25 protein-coding genes and 1 tRNA gene are annotated in these 23,422 nt (G+C 52.5%); 17 read left to right on the top strand and 9 right to left on the bottom strand.

The genetic code is table 11. From position 1 onward, the window contains the following. Positions 1 to 95: 95 nt before the first annotated feature. A complete protein-coding gene (locus BLU99_RS07145; protein WP_091900603.1) occupies positions 96 to 1,043 on the bottom strand; it encodes a PGN_0703 family putative restriction endonuclease in 948 nt (315 codons plus the stop codon). A gap of 288 nt (positions 1,044 to 1,331) precedes the next feature. On the opposite strand from BLU99_RS07145, the gene rlmN reads away from it, so the two are divergent. The 8 genes from rlmN to BLU99_RS07105 all read left to right on the top strand — a co-directional run bounded on the left by rlmN (position 1,332) and on the right by BLU99_RS07105 (position 7,635). Further along, complete coding sequence (rlmN, locus tag BLU99_RS07140) at positions 1,332 to 2,402, top strand: dual-specificity RNA methyltransferase RlmN (RefSeq protein ID WP_091900601.1); 1,071 nt, start codon at positions 1,332 to 1,334, stop codon at positions 2,400 to 2,402. A 15-nt stretch (positions 2,403 to 2,417) separates the two neighbouring features. Next, positions 2,418 to 3,488 (top strand): PdxA family dehydrogenase, encoded by a 1,071-nt coding sequence (locus tag BLU99_RS07135; RefSeq protein WP_091900599.1) that lies wholly within the window; start codon positions 2,418 to 2,420, stop codon positions 3,486 to 3,488. Beyond that, a complete protein-coding gene (locus tag BLU99_RS07130; RefSeq protein ID WP_091900597.1) occupies positions 3,485 to 4,489 on the top strand; it encodes a lysylphosphatidylglycerol synthase transmembrane domain-containing protein in 1,005 nt (334 codons plus the stop codon). The genes BLU99_RS07135 and BLU99_RS07130 overlap by 4 nt, the downstream gene beginning before the upstream one ends. Positions 4,490 to 4,554: 65 nt before the next feature. Then, positions 4,555 to 5,778 (top strand): sigma-54-dependent transcriptional regulator, encoded by a 1,224-nt coding sequence (locus BLU99_RS07125; RefSeq protein ID WP_091900595.1) that lies wholly within the window; start codon positions 4,555 to 4,557, stop codon positions 5,776 to 5,778. A gap of 58 nt (positions 5,779 to 5,836) precedes the next feature. Beyond that, entirely contained in the window at positions 5,837 to 6,307 is a 471-nt protein-coding gene (locus BLU99_RS07120; RefSeq protein WP_255397511.1) for an LptE family protein, read from the top strand. A gap of 6 nt (positions 6,308 to 6,313) precedes the next feature. Then, entirely contained in the window at positions 6,314 to 7,066 is a 753-nt protein-coding gene (locus tag BLU99_RS07115) for a tetratricopeptide repeat protein (RefSeq protein ID WP_091900591.1), read from the top strand. 12 nt (positions 7,067 to 7,078) lie between these two features. Then, entirely contained in the window at positions 7,079 to 7,459 is a 381-nt protein-coding gene (secG, locus tag BLU99_RS07110; RefSeq protein WP_091900589.1) for a preprotein translocase subunit SecG, read from the top strand. Between the two features lie 102 nt (positions 7,460 to 7,561). Next, positions 7,562 to 7,635, top strand: a tRNA-His gene (locus tag BLU99_RS07105). Between the two features lie 61 nt (positions 7,636 to 7,696). Here BLU99_RS07105 and BLU99_RS07100 read toward each other — a convergent pair. The 3 genes from BLU99_RS07100 to BLU99_RS07090 form a co-directional block, all read right to left on the bottom strand. After that, positions 7,697 to 8,428 (bottom strand): sulfite exporter TauE/SafE family protein, encoded by a 732-nt coding sequence (locus BLU99_RS07100; protein WP_091900586.1) that lies wholly within the window; start codon positions 8,426 to 8,428, stop codon positions 7,697 to 7,699. A gap of 20 nt (positions 8,429 to 8,448) precedes the next feature. Next, positions 8,449 to 9,177 carry a peptidylprolyl isomerase gene (locus BLU99_RS07095; protein WP_091900584.1) on the bottom strand — a complete coding sequence of 243 codons (729 nt, stop codon included), beginning with the start codon at positions 9,175 to 9,177 and terminating at the stop codon, positions 8,449 to 8,451. A gap of 164 nt (positions 9,178 to 9,341) precedes the next feature. Continuing rightward, positions 9,342 to 10,247, bottom strand: coding sequence for a helix-turn-helix domain-containing protein (locus BLU99_RS07090; RefSeq protein WP_091900583.1), 906 nt, complete (start codon positions 10,245 to 10,247; stop codon positions 9,342 to 9,344). Positions 10,248 to 10,484: 237 nt separating this feature from the next. Between BLU99_RS07090 and BLU99_RS07085 the strand changes: the two genes are divergently transcribed. Genes BLU99_RS07085 through BLU99_RS12260 form a run of 6 tightly spaced genes read left to right on the top strand, consistent with a single transcriptional unit; the run spans position 10,485 to position 16,381 of the window. Continuing rightward, positions 10,485 to 11,759, top strand: a complete 1,275-nt coding sequence (locus BLU99_RS07085) for a TolC family protein (protein WP_091900581.1) — start codon at positions 10,485 to 10,487, stop codon at positions 11,757 to 11,759. Between the two features lie 4 nt (positions 11,760 to 11,763). After that, entirely contained in the window at positions 11,764 to 12,654 is an 891-nt protein-coding gene (locus BLU99_RS07080; protein WP_091900578.1) for an HlyD family secretion protein, read from the top strand. After that, positions 12,651 to 14,111, top strand: a complete 1,461-nt coding sequence (locus BLU99_RS07075) for an ATP-binding cassette domain-containing protein (protein ID WP_091900575.1) — start codon at positions 12,651 to 12,653, stop codon at positions 14,109 to 14,111. The genes BLU99_RS07080 and BLU99_RS07075 overlap by 4 nt, the downstream gene beginning before the upstream one ends. 4 nt (positions 14,112 to 14,115) lie before the next feature. After that, positions 14,116 to 15,159: an ABC transporter permease gene (locus BLU99_RS07070; protein ID WP_091900573.1), complete on the top strand. Its 1,044-nt coding sequence runs from the start codon at positions 14,116 to 14,118 to the stop codon at positions 15,157 to 15,159. A 4-nt stretch (positions 15,160 to 15,163) separates the two neighbouring features. Next, the gene (locus BLU99_RS07065; protein WP_091901111.1) at positions 15,164 to 16,204 is read left to right on the top strand and encodes an ABC transporter permease; all 1,041 of its coding nucleotides are present in this window, start codon (positions 15,164 to 15,166) and stop codon (positions 16,202 to 16,204) included. A gap of 27 nt (positions 16,205 to 16,231) precedes the next feature. Beyond that, positions 16,232 to 16,381, top strand: coding sequence for a hypothetical protein (locus BLU99_RS12260; RefSeq protein WP_176771074.1), 150 nt, complete (start codon positions 16,232 to 16,234; stop codon positions 16,379 to 16,381). 340 nt (positions 16,382 to 16,721) lie between these two features. On the opposite strand, the gene BLU99_RS07060 is transcribed toward BLU99_RS12260, so the two are convergent. The 4 genes from BLU99_RS07060 to BLU99_RS07045 all read right to left on the bottom strand — a co-directional run bounded on the left by BLU99_RS07060 (position 16,722) and on the right by BLU99_RS07045 (position 20,651). Further along, a complete protein-coding gene (locus BLU99_RS07060) occupies positions 16,722 to 16,928 on the bottom strand; it encodes a hypothetical protein (RefSeq protein WP_091900570.1) in 207 nt (68 codons plus the stop codon). Between the two features lie 189 nt (positions 16,929 to 17,117). Further along, positions 17,118 to 18,353: a serine hydrolase domain-containing protein gene (locus tag BLU99_RS07055; protein WP_091900568.1), complete on the bottom strand. Its 1,236-nt coding sequence runs from the start codon at positions 18,351 to 18,353 to the stop codon at positions 17,118 to 17,120. Positions 18,354 to 18,359: 6 nt separating this feature from the next. Then, positions 18,360 to 19,421, bottom strand: coding sequence for an alpha/beta hydrolase (locus BLU99_RS07050; protein ID WP_091900566.1), 1,062 nt, complete (start codon positions 19,419 to 19,421; stop codon positions 18,360 to 18,362). A gap of 48 nt (positions 19,422 to 19,469) precedes the next feature. Beyond that, the gene (locus BLU99_RS07045) at positions 19,470 to 20,651 is read right to left on the bottom strand and encodes a hypothetical protein (RefSeq protein ID WP_091900564.1); all 1,182 of its coding nucleotides are present in this window, start codon (positions 20,649 to 20,651) and stop codon (positions 19,470 to 19,472) included. A 406-nt stretch (positions 20,652 to 21,057) separates the two neighbouring features. Between BLU99_RS07045 and BLU99_RS07040 the strand changes: the two genes are divergently transcribed. From BLU99_RS07040 to BLU99_RS07030, 3 genes are all read left to right on the top strand, one after another. Beyond that, positions 21,058 to 21,459 (top strand): hypothetical protein, encoded by a 402-nt coding sequence (locus tag BLU99_RS07040; protein WP_144006110.1) that lies wholly within the window; start codon positions 21,058 to 21,060, stop codon positions 21,457 to 21,459. Between the two features lie 156 nt (positions 21,460 to 21,615). Next, positions 21,616 to 22,143 carry a flavin reductase family protein gene (locus BLU99_RS07035; protein WP_091900560.1) on the top strand — a complete coding sequence of 176 codons (528 nt, stop codon included), beginning with the start codon at positions 21,616 to 21,618 and terminating at the stop codon, positions 22,141 to 22,143. Positions 22,144 to 22,167: 24 nt separating this feature from the next. After that, the gene (locus BLU99_RS07030; protein WP_091900558.1) at positions 22,168 to 22,821 is read left to right on the top strand and encodes an HAD family hydrolase; all 654 of its coding nucleotides are present in this window, start codon (positions 22,168 to 22,170) and stop codon (positions 22,819 to 22,821) included. A 29-nt stretch (positions 22,822 to 22,850) separates the two neighbouring features. Here the strand turns inward: BLU99_RS07030 and BLU99_RS07025 are convergent, their stop codons facing one another. Then, a complete protein-coding gene (locus BLU99_RS07025) occupies positions 22,851 to 23,348 on the bottom strand; it encodes a nitroreductase family protein (protein ID WP_091900556.1) in 498 nt (165 codons plus the stop codon). Between the last annotated feature and the right edge of the window lie 74 nt (positions 23,349 to 23,422).

Below are 23,422 nucleotides of genomic sequence, written 5' to 3'. Positions count from 1 at the left end.
TTTGTAATACAGCGCAAATTTCGTAATATTTCCCGAGAAAACCAAAAATATTTGAGACTTTTCGAGTGTGAATAACTTTGAAGTGATCGATGTACTTAAAAAGGGTAACGAGTTTGAAGATACTTAATCCAGTTCTGAAATTGTGATTCTTTTGGGTAATGAACCTTCAATAAATCAAACAACGACTCGAAAGTGATAAACTTAAATGTTGAGAGTCCATAATCAGTTAAGAATTCCCTGTACTTTGGTAAAGCCTTAGTAAAGTGTGGGTTTCCGCATGGATAGAGAGTAACGCTGTAAAATCTTTCCACCATCTTGTTCATAACCATTGATTCGCCTAAGATATGATTTCTCCATATCTGTCTGAATTCATTTAAGCAAAGGCTTGTCTCACGAATTGGTTTGCTGGCAATTTCTTCTTTGTATAGACCACAACTGCGTGTAATTATTGCGTATTGGGATTTTTCGTCCATAACCTCGCGCTTTTCTTTCTCGCCAAAATGGTAGCCCTCTTCTGTATATTTTACTTCTATACCTATGCCTCCAAGTTGCCCGTCGTGCAGAAACTCTATATATGCGTCAAACGAAGTGTTGTCATTAAGACATTTTGTTTTCTCGGGAGCCCATTCTATACGGATGTCTGTAATGACGTCAATAAGAGGTTCTCCTATGATGTCGTTGAAAACCTTAGTCGCGGCTTGAAGATCTGCTTTCATGGGAACAAAGACATTCCAAGGAATATGTTCACTCCTGAGCATATTTGCATAAAGACCTGCATGTTGTGCTGTTGTTAGTTTGGGATATCTTTTTCTTATCAGATGCAAAATGTCAGATCTGAATCCTTCATAGAAGTTCAGACCCGCATCAGCATCTTCAGGCAAAAGGAATGCTCCGTACTTGCCAAAACGATTAGACGGATCAAAGCCAACTTTTAAATATTCTTCTCTGAACAGTGATTGTTTTAAACGAGCTGCTTTTTTGAAAGGCTTGTCACTTTTACAGGTTTCTTTACAATGATAGTTGTTCGTTGGTAGATGTCTCATAGATTATGCGAAATTACAGATTAATATTATTCAACTTGTTGAATAGCCAATCAGTGGATGTTGACCAATCTTCTAATTTGGTAATCGCTGATTGCCAAATTCCAACTATCCTTAATAGAAGACAGTCCAAGATGATCGCCATACATGGCGCGGTCTTCGTCATGCTGTTCATATTCCACAATATTTTGTTTCTCTTCGCCCAATATGAGGCGTTTCGTCTGCAAATATATAAAAAATAAGTGAACTTATTTTGTTCTGCGCTCGTTTTTTCGTAACTTTGTCCGCAAAATGGAGAATAACGGGAAAAAGAAGGTTCTGCTCGGGATGACATCCGACGAGCTGAAGACGGCTGTGAAGGCGTTGGGCATGCCCCAGTTCACAGCGGGTCAGATTGTCAAATGGCTCTATCAGCAGCATGTGCGGAGCATTGACGAGATGACGAACATCTCAAAGGTGAACCGTGAACGGCTGAAAGAGCAGTTTGTCGTTGGAGCGATGTCGCCGATCGATAGTCAGCGTTCTGTCGACGGTACTGTAAAGTATCTGTTTCCTGTGAGATGCTCAGAACAGGGGGATGATGCGGAAACGCCAACCCTGTATGTCGAGTCGGTATATATCCCCGATGGCGATCGTGCCACCCTCTGCGTGAGTTGTCAGGTGGGCTGTAAGATGAACTGTTTGTTCTGTCAGACAGGCAAGCAGGGCTTCGAGGGCAGTCTGTCGACAGGTGATATCCTGAACCAGATCTATGCCCTTCCTGAGCGTGAGACACTGACGAACGTCGTGTTCATGGGACAGGGTGAGCCGATGGATAACCTCGACGCCGTGCTGAAGGCCACCCAGATTCTGACCTCGGCCGACGGTTATGCGTGGAGTCCGAAGCGCATCACCGTGAGCAGTGTGGGTGTGAAGGGTAAGCTGAAGCGCTTTCTCGACGAGAGCGACTGTCACGTGGCCATCTCAATGCATTCTCCGTTGGTAGAGCAGCGCCGTCAGCTGATGCCTGCCGAGCGTCAGATGTCTATCACCGAGGTCGTGGCATTGCTGAAGCAGTATGACTTCACCCATCAGCGCCGTTGTTCGTTCGAGTATATCTGCTTTGGCGGACTGAACGATACGACGATGCACGCACGGGAGATCGTGAAGCTCTTGGAGGGGCTGGAGTGCCGTGTCAACCTCATCCGCTTCCATGAGATTCCGGGTGTCGACTTGCCTGGTGCCGATGAGAAGCGTATGGAGGCCCTGCGCGACTACCTGACCAACCACGGGGTGTTCACAACCATCCGCGCGAGTAGGGGACAGGATATCTTCGCGGCCTGCGGTCTGCTCTCTACGGCGAAGAAAAATCACGAAATATAAAAACATACAAGATAAATGGAAGATAGAAAGATTCGCGTGGCAATCACGCATGGAGATACAAACGGCATTGGCTATGAGGTAATTCTCAAGGCCTTTGAAGACCCCATGATGCTGGAGTTATGCACCCCGATCGTCTATGGCTCACCCAAGGTGGCAGCCTACCATCGTAAGGCGCTTAATCTGGAGGTGCCGTTCTCGATCATCAATAGTGCCGATGAGGCTCATGAGAACAGACTGAACATGCTGGCTACCTTCGACGAGGAGGTGAAGGTTGATCTGGGACAGTCTACGGAAGAGTCGGCCGATGCCGCCCGTAAGGCGATGGCCCGCGCCAAGGAAGACCTGCAGAAAGGGCTCTACGACGTGCTTGTGCTGGGACCCGTCAAGTCGGCCACTTCGCCCCAGAAGGAAGACAAACCGCTGACGATGATGGTGGGCGATGCCGTACGTATCGGTCTTGTTACCAGTCGTCTGCCCATCAAGGAGGTTGCCCAGGCCATTACCACAGAGAAGATTATGGACAAGGGCCGCCTCTTCCATACAAGTCTGAAGCGCGACTTCCGCATCTCTAATCCCCGTATCGCCGTACTGGCCCTGAATCCACAGCCCGGCAACGAGGAGCAGACCGTTATCGCTCCCGCCGTCGAGGGTATGGAGAATGAAGGTATCCAGGCCTTCGGACCCTTCCTGGCCGATGAGTTCTTCGGTGAAGGACTGTATCATAGCTTCGACGGTGTGCTGGCCATGTATGACGATCAGGGCATCGTTCCGTTCAAGACACTGGCCCACGAGTATGGCGTGAAGCTCAAGGCTGGCATCACCGCCATCTGTACCACACCCGATCACGGTCCCGCTTTCGATATCGCTGGTAAGGGTGTCGCCGATGCCAGTTCCATGCGTCATGCTATCTATATGGCCGTCGACATGTTCCGTCATAGAGTCGACTACGATGAGCCCCTTGCCAATCCGCTGCCGAAGCTCTATCACGAGAAGCGCGAGGATGGCGACAAGGCCCGTTTCGCCGTGAAGAGCAAGGAACTGCCTAAGAAAGCGCCGGCATCTGCCGACGACGCTCCTAAGGAATGAAAAAGAGATATCAGAATGCTTTCTTCGCCTTTGGTCTGGTCGTGCTGATCGTCATGGTGACGCAGCTCGACTTCCGTCAGGTGTGGGAAGGGGTGAATCATGCAGGCTACTGGTTCCTGGCTGTCATCCTCCTCTGGGGTATTCTCTATATCGCCAATACCTATTCCTGGTATCTCATCATCGACAGTATAGGCAACGAGCAGCACGTGTGCCGAAGGCATCATATAGGCTTCTGGTGGCTATACAAGATCACGGTCTCTGGCTTTGCACTCAACTACGCCACGCCAGGCGGACTGATGGGTGGTGAGCCTTATCGTATCATGTCGCTTTCGCCGAAGATAGGTACACAGCGCGCCTCCTCGTCAGTCATCCTCTACGTGATGACTCATATCTACAGTCATTTCTGGCTGTGGCTACTGGCCTCGCTGCTTTATGTGACCACCCAGCCGATGACTCCGTTTATGACCGTCGTCCTGACGCTGGTTGTGGGATTCTGCATCCTTGCTGTCTGGTTTTTTACCAGAGGATATAAGAAAGGTATTGCCATGACGGGTATGAATATCCTGCGCCATTTCCCGATGATACGACGCTGGGCGCAGCCCTTCTTCGAGCGTAACCAAGAGAAGCTGGCCACGGTGGATGGGCAGATAGCCGCCCTGCACAACCAGAATCCGCGTACGTTCGTTGCTGCGGTCTTGCTCGAGTTGTCCGTGCGCATTGCTTCGGCCTTGGAGATTTTCTTTATTTTGCTGGTCATCCTGCCATATGTCAATTTTATTGACTGTATCCTGGTCTATGCCTTTACCACCTTGTTTGCCAATATCTTCTTCTTCATGCCCCTGCAACTGGGTGGACGTGAGGGCGGTTTCCTGATGTCGACCGGTGGCCTGGGTATGACCGCCCGTTCGGGTATATTCGTGGCACTCATCGTACGTGTGAGAGAACTGATATGGACGGCCATCGGATTGCTGCTTATCAAGTTTGATAAGAAAGAAAAGTGATTTTGCGTTAAAAATCTGCCATTATTGCAGTAGTCTCGGAAAAAATATGTAATTTTGTCAGCTAGATGAAGACTTCAGAATTACAAGGAATCAAACAGCGGTACAATATCGTGGGCAACTGCGAGGCCTTGAATCATGTGCTGGATGTCGCCTTACAGGTGGCACCGACCGATCTCAGCGTGCTCATAGCCGGTGAGAGTGGTGTGGGTAAGGAGATCGTTCCGCGAGTGATCCATGACAACTCTCCGCGTCGGCGCGAGAAGTATTTCGCCATCAACTGTGGCTCCATCCCCGAAGGCACGATTGATTCCGAGTTGTTCGGCCATGTGAAGGGCTCGTTCACAGGTGCCATCAACGACTCCCCAGGCTATTTCGGCGTAGCCAATAAGGGCACACTCTTCCTCGACGAGGTGGGTGAGCTGCCTTTGGCCACACAGGCCCGTCTGCTCCGTGTGCTGGAGACTGGCGAGTATATCCCCGTGGGAGCCACCGAGGTGCGCAAGACCGATGTCCGCATCGTGGCCGCCACCAATGTGAACATTCGTCAGGCCATCAGCGAAGGCCGTTTCCGCGAAGACCTCTACTATCGTCTTAACTCCATCCCCATCCAGATGCCGCCCCTCCGTGAGCGTGGCGAGGATATCATCCTGCTCTTCCGTCTGTTTGCCATGCAGATGGCCGAGAAGTACAAGATGGAACGTGTGGTGCTCGACGACGAGGCGAAGCAGATCCTGCTGCGATACAAATGGCCGGGCAACGTGCGCCAGCTGAAGAATATCACCGAGCAGATATCCATCCTCTCGCCAGAGCGTACCATCACGGCCGCCATCCTCAGACGCTTTATCCCGCAGGATCAGGAGACCACACAGTTGGCCACCATCCACCGTGAGGGCGACCATAGCTTCGAGAATGAACGTGAGATCCTCTATAAGATCCTGTTCGAGTTGCGTGGTAACGTCAACGAGATGCGTCATGAGATGGGACAGTTGAAGAAACGTCTCGACGAGGCGCAGAGTGGGGCAGCTATCACCACGGCCTCAGGCTCCACCCAACTGGCACCCCTTCAGCCCATCCAACCCATGGCCACGCCGATGGAAGATGCCTTTGCCGAGGAATATGTAGAGCCCGAGAAAGAGCTTGAGAGCCTGAACCTGAACGATCTGGGCAAGCAGATGCTTGAGAAAGCCCTGGAGCGTAACCACGGCAACCGCAAGCGCGCCGCCCAGGAGTTGGGCATCAGCGACCGTACCCTTTATCGCAGACTGAAACAATATGATCTGGACAAATAAGATATCCCATACAAGCATCGTCAGTCGTTGGGCGAAGGTAGGCGTCGTATGCCTGGCCATGCTCCTTACGGCCTGCTCCGTCAGCTATAAGTTCAATGGCGCCAGCATCGACTACTCGAAGACCAAGACGATACAGATAGCCGACTTCCCGATTCGCTCCAGCTACGTGTGGGGACCGATGGGACCTATCTTCAACAATGAACTGAAGGACCTCTTTGGCAAGCGTACCCGTCTGCAGCAGGTGAAGCGTAATGGCGACCTGAAGATCGAGGGCGAGATCACCCGCTACGAACAGCCCAACAAGGCGGTATCCAGTGACGGCTACTCGGCCATGACGGAGCTCTCGATGACCGTCAATGTCAGGTTCACTAACAATACGAACCACAATGAAGACTTCGAGCAGCAGTTCACCGCCCGCGCTAGTTTCCCCTCTACGCAGTCGCTGAACTCCGTGCAGGAGGAACTCGTCACGCAGATGGTCAAGGATATCTGCAGTCAAATATTCAATGCAACAGTGGCCAACTGGTAAGGAGAGATGGAAAGAATCGTAGAGTTGATACAACACCCCGAGCGTCTGGACCGCGACACTTTGTACGAGTTGCGCTCCCTGTTGGCCCTCTATCCTTGTTGGCAGACCGCCCGTCTGCTCATGCTCCAGAACCTGTATCTGCTCCACGACCCGTCGTTCGACGAGGAGCTGCGGCGCGCCGCCGTCTATATCACCGACCGTCGGGTGCTCTTCGATATGATCGAGGCCGCCCACTACCGTCTGCGCCCTGCTGCTCATAAACCTGCCGACACGAGCCATCGTCCGTCGGCTGCCCAACCTGAGAGCCGCACCCTCTCGCTCATTGACAACTTCCTCGACTCTATTCCGCAGGAAGAGCACAAAGAGAAGAAGCGCAAGCCGACGCCCGCCGATGCGGCTGTCGACTATGTGGCTTATCTCCTCGAGACCGAGGATGACGACAAGCCCGAAGAGGTGCCCCAGATGCGAGGTCAGAACCTTATCGATACATTCATAAAAAGTGACAAAGGTCGCTTCGTGCTCAGCGATGAGCCCACATCGTCGCCACGCCCCTCGGTAGAAGAGGAAAACACGTCCGATGGTGTTGAAGAAGAGTATTTTACCGAGACATTGGCCCGAATTTACATCAAACAAGGCAGATATTCGAGGGCTTTAGAAATTATTCAGCGATTAAGTTTGCAATTTCCGAAAAAAAATGCTTACTTTGCAGACCAAATTCGTTTCCTAGAGAAATTGATTATAAATAATAATAATAAATAAAGAGTAAAAAAGATGTACACATTACTAGTAATTCTTATCGTGATCGCAGCCCTGCTGATGGTTGGCATTGTGCTCATTCAGGAGTCAAAGGGAGGCGGTCTGGCTTCTCAGTTCTCTGGCTACAACCAGATTGGTGGTGTTCGCAAGACCACCGACTTCATTGAGAAGACCACATGGGGCCTCGCAGCTGCCATGGTGGTACTCAGCGTCTTCTGTGCCTATGTGGCACCCCAGGCCTCCAACGAGTCGTCGGTGATGGAGAACTATGAGGTTCCTGCCACCAACCCAAACAATCTGCCGGGCTTCGGTGCTAGTCAGCAGAAGAGCGCTACGACTCCAGCAGAAGCTCCTGCCGCAGAGGCACCTGCAGCTCCTGCTCAGCCTGCAAAATAAAGAAAAAGTGAAAAAAGTACGGGAATTGTTTGGTTATCTCGAATAATTCCCGTACCTTTGCACTCGCTTTTGAAAAGGAGCATCTCTGAAATAGAGAAGATGGTGCCCGTAGTTCAGTTGGTTAGAGCGTCAGATTGTGGTTCTGAATGTCGTGGGTTCGAGTCCCACCGGGCACCCAACAAAAAGGCTTGTAACACTCAGTTGCAAGCCTTTTTTATTTGGAGATCATCAGTTGTGTCATGACGATAGCAGTATGATCACGCCGCTTATAGCGATATAGGCATAGACGATGTAGCGGAAGGAACGGTTGGGGATGTGCTTGAACACAAAGGCACCCAAACAGGTGCCAATGATGACGCCACCAAGGCCGAATAGATAATCCGTCAGGACTGTCGTAGTTAGGAAACCGTTGTAGGCTCGCACGAAGGTCATCATCACATTTCCTATGAGGAAATAGGTCTGTGCCATCGCCATATAGTGCTCCTTTGTCGGCTCCGACTGGATGAAATACAGTACGGCGGGAGGACCTTGCATCCCAAAGAAGCCCCCCATCAGTCCACTCAGCGTTCCTGCTCCGACTTGTACATGCTTAGTTGTCGGTAGTTTGATTCGTTGGCTGAATACAGCGAAATAGATGCTGATGATAATGAGCGCCATGCCGAGGATTAGTCTCAGGATGTGGTCATCGATGCGCGTCAAGGCAAAGATAGCTATCGTCGAGACAACCATGAAAGTCAGCAGTATCGGCCAGAGCCGCAGCCAGGTGACATACTCACGCAACCGCCAGACGATGACTGCCGATGTTGTGATGGCAAGAAGTCCTGAGAGTGTTGTGGCCTCGCCGTATGTTGGCAGGAAGAACGGCAGCATCGTCATGATGAAGATACCGAAGCCGAAACCAGTTGTGCGCTGCACGAAACTGGCTCCGATACTCAGTAGGAATATGGCAATGACGATGCTACTCATCATCAATAAGTACCCAAGATGATTCAATCAATGATCGACATCTTCATCTCAATGTCATCAACGGGTCTGTCACCACGTCCGGTAGCAGAACCCTGGATCATTTCCACGACATGAAGACCTTCCTCCACTTCTCCGAACACGGTGTATTGACCATCGAGATGTGGGGTTCCCCCAATGGTCGAATAAATCGTGTGCTGCTCCTCTGTCAGGCCCTCACCAGTGACCTGCGCTTCCGCTTCGGCTGCGAGTTTATCCTGCAACTCCTGAAGACCGGCACGGTTTCGTTCGCGGCGCATCTGCATGATTTCGTCGCGGTGTTGAGCGGCCAGTTGATTGAAGGCCGACTGGATCTTCTGCATCTTCAGCTGCTTGGAGAACTGACGGAGCTGACCTTCGTTGTACACCTGTCCCCAGACGATATAGAACTGTGAGCCGCTGCTACGACGCTCGGGATTCACCTCGTCGCCCTGACGAGCGGCTGCCAAGGCACCACGTTTATGGAAAAGACCGTCCTTGATTTCGGCTTCCAGCGTATAGCTTGGACCGCCGACACCCAGCATCTTGCCGGCAGGCGCGCCTTTGGAATCAGGATCACCCCCCTGGATCATGAAATCCTTAATCACGCGGTGGAACAGTGTACCATCATAGTAGCCATCTCTCACCAGTTTCACGAAGTTGTCACGGTGGATGGGAGTCTCGTCATACAGGCGAACCACGATATCGCCCAGCATTGTCTGTATCTTTACTTTCATATCGTTTTGAATTTTGAGTGCAAAGGTACTGAATAATTCTCGGAATCTGTACGATATGGCCGTATTTCCAACAATCTTTTACTCTCTGTGCGATAAACAGCACTCATGCGAGCAGCTTTTTTATAACGTAGAGCCCACAGGAGTCACACTTTCTAAACTCAATTTCAACTGATAGACTTATACTCGCCGGGGGTCACGCCAGTGAGGCGACGGAAGTATTTGGAGAAGAACGAGGGATTGGCAAAGTGCATCTCCTCGGCTATCTGCGCCGCCGACTTGTCAGTGTGGCGCAGTTCTATTTTGATGCGGGTGATGAGAGCACGGTCTATCCAGTCTTTGGCGGTAGTGCCGCTGGTTTTGCGGATGACGGTGCTCAGGTAGCGCTCGGTGAGGCACATACGCTCGGCATAGTAGCCAATCTGGTGATGCTCGGCACAGTGCTGGGTAACCAGTTGGAGGAAACGGTCGAAGATGGTCTGCTCGCGCGAACGACTGCTGGCCAGTTGGTCGGCTTGCTGATGGAACAGGTGGTTGTAGTGGTGCATCTGAGCTGCCACAAGTGCTGTGACGGTAGGACGGTGATAGTCGTTGGAGGCATGAACCATTTGCCAGATGGTGTCCAGAATATGTTGGGCAGTAGCGATATCCTCTTCGCTGGCAGGCAACAGGAAGTTGTGCACCTGACCGTTGAAGGCTGACGGCATCTGTCCCTCCGCAAAGGGCATGGGGAAATTAGAAAAGAGACCTATTCCGAAGACGCGGAGGTCTGACGAAAGATGTTTGGGGTGGATGATGGTGCCCGGACCGATATAGACGAGGGTGCCGCTCGTGAGATGGCGGTCTTGCAGGTTGAAGTTGATCTCGGCCTCGCCGCTCATGATGATGCCTAAGCGGTGATCATTGATCGTGAAAGGTGGCTTTTGGCGCATCAGCAGACTGAACACCGTGTGGTCGCCGCGAACCATTCCCAGTTCGCTATTCATGAATACATGCTCGCAAATTTGCGAGAGGTGTGGTGTGAGGATGTCGCGCATCCGTGTGATGTCCATCAGTTGCGGTTGTCTGTTCATAATCTGTCCTTTTTTGTTGGCAAAGATACGAATAAGCGAGCGAAAAATCAAATTTTATTTAAGTTTTTCCGAGCGTGAGTATCTTCGAACGTAGTCTTCAAAGATAATCATTTCCTGCGAAAAAGTGCTCCGTTTCAGTGTAAATCGAACAAAAAGAACATCTTTCCATCCCTACGGATAACGCCACGATGGAAAAAATATCGTACTTTTGCTCCCAGAATTCAACGACAAAAAGATATGAAGAAATTGGTTTTAGGTTTGACGATGCTGCCAATGCTGGTACTGGGCCAGACGTTGGAAGAGTGTCAGCAGGCAGCTGAAAAGAATTATCCGCTGATTCGTCAGTATGGACTTATCGAGAAGACCACACAGTTGACGGTGGCCAATATCCAGAAGGGATGGCTACCGCAAGTGTCAGCATCAGCACAAGCCACGTATCAGAGTGATGTGACGGCGTGGCCCGATGAGATGAAGACGATGATGAGTGGTATGGGCATCGATATGAAGGGTCTGACGAAGGATCAGTACCGAGTGGGCATCGATGTGCAGCAGACCATCTATGACGGTGGCGTCATAGGCAGTCAGCAGCGTATAGCCCGCGAGCAGGGCAAGGTGGAGGCAGCGCAGAACGAAGTCAATATCTATAATGTCCGCAGGCGTGTGAACGAGATGTATTTTGGGCTGTTGCTGATTGACGAGCAGATCAAGCTGAACAACGACCTGCAGACCTTGCTGGCAGGCAACGAGCGTAAGCTGGAATCGATGACCAAACGAGGGACGGCTGCCGAGAGCGACCTGCAGAATGTGAAGGCAGAGCGACTCAACGCAGTGCAGAAGGCCACCGAACTGGCGTCGCAGAAGCAGATGCTACAGCGCATGCTGAGCACCTTTTGCGGTATCGAGATCAACAGCATACAGAAACCACAAGTGAAGGCTGATGACAAAAGGCTGACAACAGAAAACCGCAGACCAGAACTGAAGGCGCTGGATGCACGGATCGGTGTGCTGAATGCTCAGGAGAAGGCACTCGACGCCGCGCTGATGCCGAAGATAGGTGTGTTTGCACAGGGCTTCTATGGTTATCCGGGCTTGAATATGTTTGAGGACATGATGCGCCACAGATGGAGCCTGAACGGCATCATCGGCGCACGGGTCACATGGAATATCGGTGCCCTCTATACCCGCAAGAACGACAAAGCGAAACTGCTGTTGCAGCGCGATATGACGGAGAACAGCCGTGAGGTGTTCCTTTTCAATAACCATCTGGAGCAGATTCAGCAGCAAGAGAACATAGAGCGCTACCAGACACTGATGGCTCACGACGGAGAGATTATCTCGCTGCGACAGGCTGTGAGAAAAGCGGCAGAATCGAAACTGGCGCACGGCATCATCGACGTGAACGACCTGGTGCGCGAGATCAATCAGGAGCATGCGGCCTGTGTCAGGCAGTCGGTACACGAGATTGAGATGCTGAAAGAGATATACGACAACAAATACACGACAAATCATTAAGCATATGAAAAAGATATATGTATTGGCAGGTGTGGCGCTGATGATGGCAGCCTGCAGAGGACATGAGAAGGACTACGATGCAACGGGTACGTTCGAGGCTACCGAGACAACCGTGTTTGCCGAACAGAGCGGGGCATTGCTGTCGTTCGATGTGAACGAGGGCGACCTGATTGAGGCAGCTCGCCAAGTGGGACTTATTGACACCATGCAGACCTGGCTGAAGATTCAGCAGATGGATGCTACGAAGGCCGTGTATCAGAGTCAGAAACCTGATATGGAACGGCAGATAGCGGCCACACGCCAGCAGTTGACTAAGGCTCAGCAAGACGAGCAGCGCTACCGCGAACTGGTAGCCGACGGGGCGGCCCCCTCGAAGATGCTCGACGATGCCACGAGTCAGGTGAAGGTGCTGCAGAAGCAGTTGGCTGCGCAGATATCATCGCTGAGCACCAGCACACAGACCCTCGACAAGCAGACGGCTGCTGCCGAGGTTCAGAAAGCACAGTTGCAGGATATGCTACGCAAGTGCCACATCATGACACCTGCCAAGGGAACCGTACTCGAGAAATATGTGGAGCGAGGGGAGTTCGTGAGTGTGGGTAAACCGCTGTTTAAGATGGCCGATACCGAGTCGATGTACCTACGTGCCTACGTTACTTCCGTTCAGTTGCAGCACATGAAGACAGGACAGCAGGTAAAGGTCTTTGCCGACTACGGCGATGGACAGCGTAAGGAGTATGCTGGCACTATCAGTTGGATATCTTCTCGCTCTGAGTTTACACCCAAGACCATCCTCACCGATGATGAGCGTGCCGACCTGGTGTATGCCATCAAGGTGGCTATCAAAAATGATGGATTCGTGAAGATTGGCATGTACGGCGGACTGAAGCTATGAACGCAATAGAGGTAAAGAATATCAGTAAATCGTACGGCCAGGTGCAGGCACTCAGCGATGTGTCGTTCTCTGTCGGCAAGGGCGAGGTCTTCGGACTGATTGGTCCCGATGGTGCCGGTAAGACATCGATGTTCCGCATCCTCTGTTCGCTGTTGCTGCCTGATGCAGGCACGGCGGCGGTTGAGGGCTACGATGTGGTCAAGCAGATGTATGAGGTGCGTAGTAGGGTGGGCTATATGCCCGGTAAGTTCTCGCTCTATCAGGATCTCACCATCGAGGAGAACCTGAACTTCTTTGCCACCCTTTTCGGCACCACCGTTGATGAGGGTTACGACTCCATCAAGGCTATCTATTCGCAGATAGAGCGCTTCAAAGACCGTAAGGCAGGTGCCCTCTCGGGGGGCATGAAGCAGAAACTGGCGCTCTCGTGCGCGTTGGTACACCAGCCCAGTGTCCTCTTCCTCGACGAACCCACCACGGGTGTTGATCCCGTGAGCCGCAAGGAGTTGTGGGAGATGCTGCTGATGTTGAAGGAACGCGGCATCACCATTGTGGCTTCAACACCTTATCTCGATGAGGTGCGCTGTTGCGAGCGCGTCGCTTTCCTGGATCAGGGGAAGGTGCGCGGCATTGGCACTCCCGATGCGATCCTCACCCGGTTTGCCGGTATCTTCAACCCGCCAGGCATTGAGCACGAAAATGGCATGGAAGTAAAAGACGATAACATCATCGAAGTAGAGCATCTGGTCAAAGCCTTTGGCTCGTTCCATGCCGTCGACGACATCTCGTTCAGCGTTAAGAAGGGCGAGATATTCGGATTCCTGGGTGCCAACGGTGCTGGCAAGACGACGGCCATGCACATGCTGACAGGCCTGAGTCAGCCTACCAGTGGAACGGGTAAGGTCGTTGGCTTCGACATCCGCACGGAATATGAACAAATCAAGAAGCACATAGGTTATATGTCGCAGCGGTTCTCGCTCTACGAAGACCTCACCGTGGCTGAGAATATCCGTCTCTTTGCTGGCATCTACGGCATGAAGTCCGACGAGGTGAGGCGCAAGATGGACGAGCTACTGCGCCAGTTGAAGTTTGAGGACCATCGCGACGACTTAGTGGGCTCGTTGCCCCTGGGTTGGAAGCAGAAGCTGGCCTTCTCCGTCTCGATATTCCACGACCCAGGCGTGGTGTTCCTCGATGAACCCACGGGCGGTGTCGATCCCGCCACCCGTCGCCAGTTCTGGCAGCTCATCTACGACGCGGCCCGTCGCGGCATCACCGTTTTTGTAACCACACACTATATGGACGAGGCTGAGTATTGCGACCGTATCTCCATCATGGTGGATGGCAAGATCAGTGCCCTCGGTACACCCGATGAACTGAAACAGCGTTTCCACCAGCCCGATATGGATCATGTGTTTACCTATCTGGCCCGCCAGGCCACCCGTTCAAGCGATTAAGGGTATGAAACAGTTTATAGCATTTGTAATCAAGGAAACCAAGCATATTCTGCGCGATAAGCGTACGATGCTGATACTCTTCGGCATGCCAGTGGTGATGATGCTGCTCTTCGGCTTTGCCATCACCACCGATGTGAAGAATGTGCGCACGGTGGTGGTCACCTCTGAGCTGTCGCCCCGTACGCAGCAGACCGTAGAACGACTGGCGCAATCGGAATACTTCATGATCACACAGACGGTGAACACCCCCCAGGAGGCCGAACAGCTCATCCGCAGTCAGAAGGCCGATATGGCCCTGGTGTTTGCGCCGGGTCGTGGCATACAGATGATGGTTGATGGCAGCGACCCCAATATGGCGCAGCAATGGACCACCTATGCCCAACAGACAATCGCCAACGCTTCACGATCCACGATCCACTCTCAACTGTTATACAATCCCCAGATGCGTTCCGCCTATAACTTCGTGCCTGCCATTATGGGTATGCTGCTGATGCTCATCTGTGCCATGATGACCTCGATATCCATCGTTCGCGAGAAAGAGAAAGGTACGATGGAGGTGTTGCTGGTGTCACCCGTCAAGCCTCTGATGGTGATCATCGCCAAGGCGGTGCCCTATCTGATGTTAGCCTTCGGCATCCTCATCACCATCCTCTTGATGGCCCGTTTCGTGCTGGGAGTGCCCTTGGCCGGTTCGCTATTCTGGATTCTGGCCGTGAGCACCTTATATATCCTGCTGGCGCTCTCGCTGGGACTGCTCATCTCCAGCGTGGCACAGACACAGCTCGTGGCCCTGCTGCTCTCGGCCATGGTACTGCTCATGCCAGTGGTGATGCTGTCGGGCATGCTCTTTCCTGTAGAGTCGATGCCGCAAGTGCTGCAGTGGCTGGCTGCGGTGGTTCCACCACGCTACTATATCGCGGCTATGCGTAAGCTGATGATTATGGGCGTGGGCATCGGCGAAGTAACTCGTGAGGTGGCTGTGCTGGCAGCTATGACGGTGGTGTTGCTGGCTGTCGCACTGAAGAAGTTTAACGTACGATTAGAGTAGAATGATGACACTGAAATATCTCATACAGAAAGAGTTCCTGCAGATACGCCGCCATGCGTTTCTTCCCAAACTCATCATCATGTTCCCCATCGTCATCATGTGCGTCATGCCGTGGGTGATGCAGATGGAAGTGAAGAATATCGTGGTGGATGTGGTTGACATAGACCACACGGTAGAGTCGCAGCGGTTGGTACAGCAGATCGCTGCCTCCAACTACTTTATGTTTGGTGGACAGAAGGCTACGTATGCCGAAGCGATGAAGGACGTCGAGAAGGGAAGGGCTGATGTCATTCTGGAGATTCGTGATGGCAAGTATCTTATCGCAGCCAATGCCGTCAACGGCACCAAGGGGGCCATAGGGTCAGCCTATCTGAGTCAGATCGTCGCCTCGCATCAGCAGATGCCCCATTCCCTGTTCTCTGTTCTCAATCTGTACAACAAAGGTCAGAACTACAAGCTCTTCATGATTCCCGCGCTTTTTGCCATTGTGATGATGCTGATGACGGGCTTCCTGCCTACACTCAACATCGTTGGCGAGAAGGAGGCAGGCACCATCGAACAGATGAACGTCACACCCGTCTCCAAGTGGTCGTTCATCCTCGCCAAACTCATTCCTTACTGGCTCATCGCCCTGTTCGTCATCACCGTGTGCTTGCTGTTGGCGTGGCTCGTCTATGGCATCACGCCCGTCGGTCCTCTGTGGCTCATCTACGTGCTTGCCCTGCTGCTGGCGCTGTTCTTCTCGTCGTTCGGACTCATCGTGTCCAACTACTCCGACACCATGCAGCAAGCCATGTTCGTCATGTGGTTCTTCGTGGTAAACATCATGCTGCTCTCGGGACTTTTCACCCCCACACGCTCTATGCCCCAGTGGGCCTATCTTACCACCTATATCAACCCCATGCACTACTTCATCGATGCCATCCGCACCGTCTTCATCCGTGGTGGCGGCCTGCCCGAGACAGCCCACCAGGTCTTCGCCCTTGCGGTCATCGGTACGCTCATGGGCTGTTGGGCTGTGCAGAGCTATAAGAAGAATAGTTAACGGCGTGGTCATATTTAAGGAAAGAACATGAGATGTCGAGCAGAGCCTGATCCTGCCCGACGGCGTGAAGCAGGAGGATATCTCTGCCAAGCTCGGCGGAAAGGATATTGTTCCGCCGAGCTTCTGAAGGTTGTTGAAGAGAAAGTCAAGGTCTCCAGACAGGTTGACATCGTATGAATGAAAGTTTTTTAGTTCTTGTTTGATAAGAAGAGAGGGGAACTCCTCTCTTCTTTCTTCCCCTCCCCACGGTCCCTGAGCGGTCCCTGAGCGGTCCCTGAGCTTGTCGAAGGGCTTGTCGAAGGGACGGGGCTTTTGTGCTTCGACAGGCTCAGCACCCGCAACGCTTTTTTGTGCCCATTGGTAGTTTTTTTACTGCTTTATGACAGATATGACGGATATGACAGATGTTTTTAGAGTTTTCTCGCGTGTACGCAGGAACTTTTGCGGCGCTGAGAGTTCCTGCGTACACGCGTGAGGGTTTTGCAGAAACCATCTGTCATCCGTCATCCGTCACACTTCAGAAGGGGTCGGGTTCATCGTCGGTGGTATTTTCGTTAGCTAACATACGCAGACGAGCCTTGATCTCGTCGGCCTGGCGCTGGACAACGAGATAACCACGGGAATGAAATCGCCAGTGGTCGTCCCTGATCATCCGTACCACCGCCTCCATGTCTGTCATGGAGGGGCATGTGTCCCGGAAATGCTTGAAGTATGATAGTTCCATTGGCTATCAGTATTGGTCCGGGGCAAAGGTACGAAAAAAGGGTGGACATTGGGGTGCCAGTAGGCACAGCTGCTGTGCCTACTGGCACCCCTCTATACGTCAATTAATCAGCTTCGAGAGTATCGACACCCCATTGCTATCCGGTTGCAAAGGTACAAAGAATCAGACAAACCACAAAAACCCATCCCATCAAAGCTGACGGGATGGGTTGTCTTTTCGATGATTATCTACCTCATAGAATCGGCCGCAGTTGCTCAGCTGTTCGAACAGCTCGGGCACGAACAGGGGGCCGTTATTAGTCGTGCCTATTCGTACCATGATCAGATTCTTGTAGGGGTTGACATAGAGCACCTGTGCGCCTATGCCCAGAGCGTAATAGCCGGGATAGGGGGCCTTGGCAGAACCAACGCTGCTGAGGTTATACCAGTTGAAATGATAGCCGTCGTTAGCGGTGTTATAGTCTGCCGTCTGGCGTATCCATTCCTCGCTGACGATGCGCTTGCCGTTCCACTGTCCGCGATGCAGATAGAGGCGCCCGATCTTGGCAAGATCCTTCATGGTCGTCGTGATACCCCCGAAAGAATGGGGCACATCGTGTTGACGGCTGTCGATGTTAATCAATGCCGGCGACTCCATCTGCAGGGGCTTCCATACCTTCTCACTGAGATAGTCGGCGAAGCGTTGGCCCGAGGCACGCTCGATGACCACGCCTAGGATCTGCGACGTCATACTCTCGTAGCGATACTCTGTGCCGGGCTTGCAGCGGAACCGGAGGCCCCGGATCTGTCTCATGGTGTGATGTCCGTAATTCAACTTCGCCATGGCGTGAAGTCGTTTCAGGTCTTTCAGGGTCAGCGAATAGGTGTCGTCGAAATCCAGTCCGCTCTGCATGTTCAGCAGATGGCGGATCGTGAGTTGCTGCCACATCGGGTCTTTCTTCTTCAGCTCGGGCAGATAGCGGGTAACGGCATCGTCGATGCTGTGGATATAGCCATCGTCGACAGCGATGCCGCACAACAGCGATGTGATCGATTTGGATACAGAGAAGACGGTTGCCAGGCGGTCGGGGGAGAAATTTCCCCAGTATTTCTCGTAGATGATACTGTCGTTCTGGATGATCATGACACCCTGTGTCTTGCTTTTGGTGTTCAGCGCCTCAGGAAGTGTGATGTTCTTGTAACGCGGCTGTTGTGTATAGAAATGCAAGGTGTCTATCCACCCGGCCTTATCGTTGGCAATGGGGAACAGGAATGCCTGTCCCCTATTGTCAATCGTGTCATGGGCATGGTGCTCGAAACTGAAAATAGTCGGTCCTCCCTTGCCGTCAGTCCTATAACCTCGTATCACCGAGCATGAAGTCATAGCGAGGCAGAGGAGTCCACCCAGGATCTTGTATCCTCGTCTCATCCAGCTATCCATGATCATATCATCTTAGAAGTTCTTGCGGACGCCCTGCCACTCGGGGAATCTCAGCTTCAGGTATTCGTCGTCGAGGAAGAGGGCCGATTGTCCCACCTGACCCTTCAGCTGCCAGTCGAGCCATTTCACGACGGCCTTGGCGTAGTTGCCGCCGTATTTCTCGTAATAGGTGCCGCTGTGGCCGTCTTTCGAGTTCAGCATCACCACGGGGATGTTGTCGGCTATCCGCTCGTAGTCCTTCTGGGCATTGGCATAGGCGATGTCGCCAGGACCGCCAATCATATAGAACATCGGCTGGTGAAGGTTGTTGAGCATCTCCTTCGTCGAGCCCATCATCTCCATGTCGCCGATGCCTGAGTTAAGCATCACGCAGGTCTTGATACGGGGATCGTAGGCCACGCCCAGCACCTGTGCGCCACCGCACGACTGACCCATGGCTGCCACCTGTTGCAGGTCGAGGCAGTGGTAGTACTCGGAGCCCTTGGCAGCGTTCTGCGCTGTCAGCCAGTCGAGCACCTCGAGCAGCATCTTCGGGTAGGTGCTGAAGACGGGGGCGGTGGGCTGCTGCTTGCCTTTCTTGCCTTTCTTCATGGCCTTCAGGGCTTGCTCGCGCTGCTTAGCCTGCTGCTCCTGACGGGCCTTGATCTCCTCGGGGGTGAGGGGCAGGATCTTCTCACCGTTGGCCATGATCACCTCGCCCTTGGTCTCGGGATAGGCTGACTTCAGTACGCCGCGCCACTGTGCCATCACGTCCGCTTCGTCGTAGGGACCGATGGCGGCTGCTACATAGCCGTAGGAGGCGACCTCGCTCAGCAGCAGGCGCATCTCGACATTGTTGTTGAAGCAGGCACCGTTGGCATAGACGATCACCGGCAGGGCACCGTTCTGGGCCACCACCTCTTTCAGGTTCTGCGGACGATACACCGTGAAACCGGGGCAGGAGGCATCGCCCACCACTTCGGACTTGAACGGACCTGTTCCGCCTTCTTCTACCACTTGTCTCTGGGTGGTCTGGGCATTCGTCAGACTCACACTCGCTGCGACCATCATCGCTGTCATGAATAGTTTTCTCATCTTTTCTTTTCTGTTTAAGGATTATCGTTAAAAAACATGTGTTATCTTTTACTGTTTCAGTGGCTTCAGTGGCTCCAGATGGCTCAGTGGTGCACGCATGATGTTCCAAGAGAGGACGGCACCGTCGAACTGGTGGCTCAGAACGGCCTCCAGTGACTCTGAGACATACTCGGGTGAGGTGGGAGCCACCACTTCCTTGTAGTTGATCTCTATGCCCGGGTATTTGCCGCAGGCGTAAGGCTCCATGGCGTCCAACTGCGAGTGCAGGAAGTCCACGTCCATCTGGATAGCGGGATAGCCCGTGGCACCAGGAACGCTCTTACGGAGCAGGTCGTACTCGAAGCCCATGCCGGCGGGGGCAAAGGTCTGGCGGTACAGCATGGGCTTGATGAAGTCGGCATGCTGGGTCAGGATTGTATAGTCTTGCCCAACGAAGGGCGCCATGAAGGGTGCATAGAGGTCCATGCCCACCTCCAGACCGCGACTGCGGAGACTGTCGGCGACGGCTGCCACGGAGGTGCTGACGATGTGTCCCTTGGCCTTGAAGAAGGCTGCGGCGACAGGGTTCTCGAAGTGGAGAGGCTGTGACGGGGAGTACTCACTGACGGAGAAGAAGGCATCGCCTTTGGCCTGGTATTCCGCCTTCACGGCCTCGATGTCGACACCTTCGGCGGCGAAGTGCTCCACGCAGAGCGGACAACCGCAGCCGAGCACACCGTTGACACCACTCACGAACGACTGGGTGCGGATGCGGTCGAGGAACACGCCGTCGAAGCCGCAGTCGCTGAACAGACTGTCGTAGAGGTGCACGATATTGACTATGTTCTTGGGATCCGTCGGACAGTTGAAGCGGAAGTCCTCGCCTGCCGCCAGGTCGTAGTTAGAGGGCACCTGTCCCCACAGGTCGACCGCTGGGGTGTTGTCGCACACCTCCTCGGTCTCGGCGAACACAGGCAGCCATAGGAGCATGCGGATGTTCTTGTTATGCAGGTACTCAGCGACCTGACGGTAGATGTCTTTGTCCTGGCTCCAGCCGATGATGACCTTCTGCACGGGGATCAGCTGGCTCACGGTGTCGATGCGGCCGATAATCTGTTCTGCCGTATAGTCGGGGCGGTGCCATCCGCCCAGCGATACCTGCACGATAAAGCCGGCCTTCTTCTGTTCCTGTTTCTGCTGACAAGCCATCAGGGTCATAAGGCCGATGATGAATAAAACAATCTTCTTCATTCTTGTTGGTTTTTAGTTATTTAGTCTTTTATCTGAATTGCGGGTACAAAGGTAAGAAAAAAAACAAAAAAACGAATACATTGCCCGATAAATGTTCTTTTATTCGTAAAAAGTGGATGAGATATGACGTATAAACTTTTTAAGAGGTGTGCCGACTTTTGGTACACCCATCTCTTATCTTTGCAGCGTAAAACAAGCTAAAAGAAGGGAGTTTGGTATGATAGATATCTTAATTGTACTCTTTTGTGGTACTCGTATAGGCAGGGTTATACTTGGATTGCTTATTGTCTATTTCTTTGTGGCGTTAATGGGATGGGCGATCGTACCATTCTTGGCGATCATCATTGGTGGTTTATGTATTCATGCATCCATCTCAGGAATAGAATATTGTGAGAAGGGGGTCAAGATGAGAAAGACACCTTTGATAGTGGGGAGCTTTTTCCTGGTCTTCGCTTTGCTATTCATCATAGGCTCGAGATACTATAATGAAAAGGAGCGATTGGCGCGGAAAACGTATCATTATTATGTATCATCGAAGACGGAAGAGACGATCGATGACGATACGTATGTGCCCGATAGCGTGATAACCACGAAGATGGAAAAGCCGAAGTCTGTCCGGACAAGTCGTCCATCAACGTCATCAAGTCAGACGGTATCATCTTATTATTTTTCGTCATCGTATTTGGATGATGATGAAGAAGACGATGACGACAACATGCGCGGCTTTGACCCTGCATCAGAGGATGACATGGAGGATAACGGCATGAGCCGCTATATGGAGAATACAGATGACGAGGGGTGGGACTGATATACCACGGCCAATGCCAGGGAGCACGACCGTCTGACCTTCTGGTTTTGTGAAATAAACATAAAAAACGGTTCTTTCTCGGTATGGACCTGGGTTTTGGCTTTATCTTTGCAGAAGGAAATGGCATGAGGAATCAACATCATAAACCATATTATCATGAAAGAAATCAACTACAAAGACATGACGTTTAACCCGTTCAACCTGATCGGCGGGGAGTGGATGCTGGTGACGGCCGGCAATGAGCAGACGGGGTGTAACACGATGACGGCCTCGTGGGGCCATCTGGGATGCCTGTGGGGAAGCAACGACCCTACGGCGATCATTTTCCTGCGTCCGTCGCGATATACGAAGACGTTTGTCGACCGTGAAGGTTACTTCACGCTCTGTGTGATGGACAAGTCGTTCAAGAAGCAGATGGCCTATCTCGGCAGTGTGTCGGGCCGCGATGAGGATAAGATCGAGAAGGCTGGACTGACTCCTGTGTATGCAGACCACTCGGTCTATTTCGAACAGGCCAAGCTGGTGCTGATATGCAAGAAGCTCTACCAGTCGGAACTGCAGGAGAGTGGATTCCTCTATCAGGAGACCATCGATAAGAACTATGCCCAGCGCGACTACCACACGATGTATGTGGGTAAGATCGAGAAGGTGCTGGTCAGGGATGATGAGTATCTGAAGGTGTAACGAATGGCTGTGTACGAATAGGTGATGGCCATCAGACTGATTATCTTCGACTTTGACGGGACGCTGGGGAATACCAGGCGTCATATCGTGACGACCATGCGGGCTACCATTCAGGAACTGGGACTGCCAGAACGTACCGAGGAGGCCTATGTCGCCACGATAGGTCTGCCCCTGGCAGGCTGCTTCGAGGCACTCTATCCTGATGAGCGCCAAGAGATGCGCGACCGGTATGTCGAGACCTATCGACGGATCTTTGCCGAGAACCTGAAGAGGTTTAAGCCGGAGGCTTTCCCGCAGGTCAGGGAAACGATGACGGCTCTGCGGAAGAAAGGATTTACGCTGACCATCGCATCCTCGCGCTCGCATGCCTCGTTGGTGGAGCTGACAAAAGAGATGCAGATCGCAGCGTGTGTGTCGTATCTGATCGGTGCCGACGATGTGAAGAATGCCAAGCCTCACCCCGAGCCTGTGCTGAACACGCTGGCGGCTACGCATTTCGGGGCCGACGAGACACTGGTGGTGGGCGACATGCCTGTGGATATCATGATGGGTGCCCATGCGGGTGCTAGGACCTGTGGCGTGACATGGGGCAATGGTTCGCGACAGGAACTGGAGGCGGCAGGGGCCGACTACGTCATTGACAGGATGGAGGACGTGTGGGAGGCCGTCTCCGCATAGGATTGCGTGGAGAAGGCTCCGCACAGGTCTTAGCGCAGGATGTCTTTGAGATCCTTGCGCTTTTTCTCTTTCGCCTCGTCGGCGGCATAGCCGATAGGAATGAGCACGGCCACCTCTTCGTTGGAAGGGATATTGAACAGTTGTGTGCATCTCTCCACATCGAAGTTGCACACCCAACAGGTGCCTAATCCCTGCTCGGCTGCCGCCAGACACAGGTGCTCAACGGCAATGGCGATGTCGATGTTGCCATGATGCTTGCCGTCGGCTCTTACCCATTCCTCATCGTGCAGGATCGAGGCCATGATATAGGTGGGGGCGGTGGCAAACCACTCACGGTCGTAGCACTGGCGGAGCTTTTCCTTCTCCTCCTTGTTGCTGATGATGCGAAATGCCCACGGCTGCTTGTTCACTGCCGACGGGGCGAAACGGACACATGCGATGATGTAGTCGAGTTTCTCTTTTTCAATACTTGTAGGCTGATAGTTCCTACAGCTGTACCTTTTCTTGACAAGTTCCAGAAAGTCCATAGAATCGTTATTGTTTAATTTGAATTGTGAGAGTCGATGTCATATAAGTCTCTGCCATACTGGTATCGTGCGTG

Source organism: Prevotella sp. lc2012 (assembly GCF_900107065.1).
Taxonomy (GTDB): Bacteria; Bacteroidota; Bacteroidia; order Bacteroidales; family Bacteroidaceae; genus Prevotella.
This window is presented reverse-complemented; position numbering and strand designations above follow the sequence as displayed.

Coding starts and splice junctions, on each gene's coding strand:
- BLU99_RS07145 (WP_091900603.1), bottom strand. CDS start 1,043: ATGAGACATCTACCAACGAACAACTATCATTGTAAAGAAACCTGTAAA.
- rlmN (WP_091900601.1), top strand. CDS start 1,332: ATGGAGAATAACGGGAAAAAGAAGGTTCTGCTCGGGATGACATCCGAC.
- BLU99_RS07135 (WP_091900599.1), top strand. CDS start 2,418: ATGGAAGATAGAAAGATTCGCGTGGCAATCACGCATGGAGATACAAAC.
- BLU99_RS07130 (WP_091900597.1), top strand. CDS start 3,485: ATGAAAAAGAGATATCAGAATGCTTTCTTCGCCTTTGGTCTGGTCGTG.
- BLU99_RS07125 (WP_091900595.1), top strand. CDS start 4,555: ATGAAGACTTCAGAATTACAAGGAATCAAACAGCGGTACAATATCGTG.
- BLU99_RS07120 (WP_255397511.1), top strand. CDS start 5,837: ATGCTCCTTACGGCCTGCTCCGTCAGCTATAAGTTCAATGGCGCCAGC.
- BLU99_RS07115 (WP_091900591.1), top strand. CDS start 6,314: ATGGAAAGAATCGTAGAGTTGATACAACACCCCGAGCGTCTGGACCGC.
- secG (WP_091900589.1), top strand. CDS start 7,079: ATGTACACATTACTAGTAATTCTTATCGTGATCGCAGCCCTGCTGATG.
- BLU99_RS07100 (WP_091900586.1), bottom strand. CDS start 8,428: ATGATGAGTAGCATCGTCATTGCCATATTCCTACTGAGTATCGGAGCC.
- BLU99_RS07095 (WP_091900584.1), bottom strand. CDS start 9,177: ATGAAAGTAAAGATACAGACAATGCTGGGCGATATCGTGGTTCGCCTG.
- BLU99_RS07090 (WP_091900583.1), bottom strand. CDS start 10,247: ATGAACAGACAACCGCAACTGATGGACATCACACGGATGCGCGACATC.
- BLU99_RS07085 (WP_091900581.1), top strand. CDS start 10,485: ATGAAGAAATTGGTTTTAGGTTTGACGATGCTGCCAATGCTGGTACTG.
- BLU99_RS07080 (WP_091900578.1), top strand. CDS start 11,764: ATGAAAAAGATATATGTATTGGCAGGTGTGGCGCTGATGATGGCAGCC.
- BLU99_RS07075 (WP_091900575.1), top strand. CDS start 12,651: ATGAACGCAATAGAGGTAAAGAATATCAGTAAATCGTACGGCCAGGTG.
- BLU99_RS07070 (WP_091900573.1), top strand. CDS start 14,116: ATGAAACAGTTTATAGCATTTGTAATCAAGGAAACCAAGCATATTCTG.
- BLU99_RS07065 (WP_091901111.1), top strand. CDS start 15,164: ATGACACTGAAATATCTCATACAGAAAGAGTTCCTGCAGATACGCCGC.
- BLU99_RS12260 (WP_176771074.1), top strand. CDS start 16,232: ATGAGATGTCGAGCAGAGCCTGATCCTGCCCGACGGCGTGAAGCAGGA.
- BLU99_RS07060 (WP_091900570.1), bottom strand. CDS start 16,928: ATGGAACTATCATACTTCAAGCATTTCCGGGACACATGCCCCTCCATG.
- BLU99_RS07055 (WP_091900568.1), bottom strand. CDS start 18,353: ATGATCATGGATAGCTGGATGAGACGAGGATACAAGATCCTGGGTGGA.
- BLU99_RS07050 (WP_091900566.1), bottom strand. CDS start 19,421: ATGAGAAAACTATTCATGACAGCGATGATGGTCGCAGCGAGTGTGAGT.
- BLU99_RS07045 (WP_091900564.1), bottom strand. CDS start 20,651: ATGAAGAAGATTGTTTTATTCATCATCGGCCTTATGACCCTGATGGCT.
- BLU99_RS07040 (WP_144006110.1), top strand. CDS start 21,058: ATGAGAAAGACACCTTTGATAGTGGGGAGCTTTTTCCTGGTCTTCGCT.
- BLU99_RS07035 (WP_091900560.1), top strand. CDS start 21,616: ATGAAAGAAATCAACTACAAAGACATGACGTTTAACCCGTTCAACCTG.
- BLU99_RS07030 (WP_091900558.1), top strand. CDS start 22,168: ATGGCCATCAGACTGATTATCTTCGACTTTGACGGGACGCTGGGGAAT.
- BLU99_RS07025 (WP_091900556.1), bottom strand. CDS start 23,348: ATGGACTTTCTGGAACTTGTCAAGAAAAGGTACAGCTGTAGGAACTAT.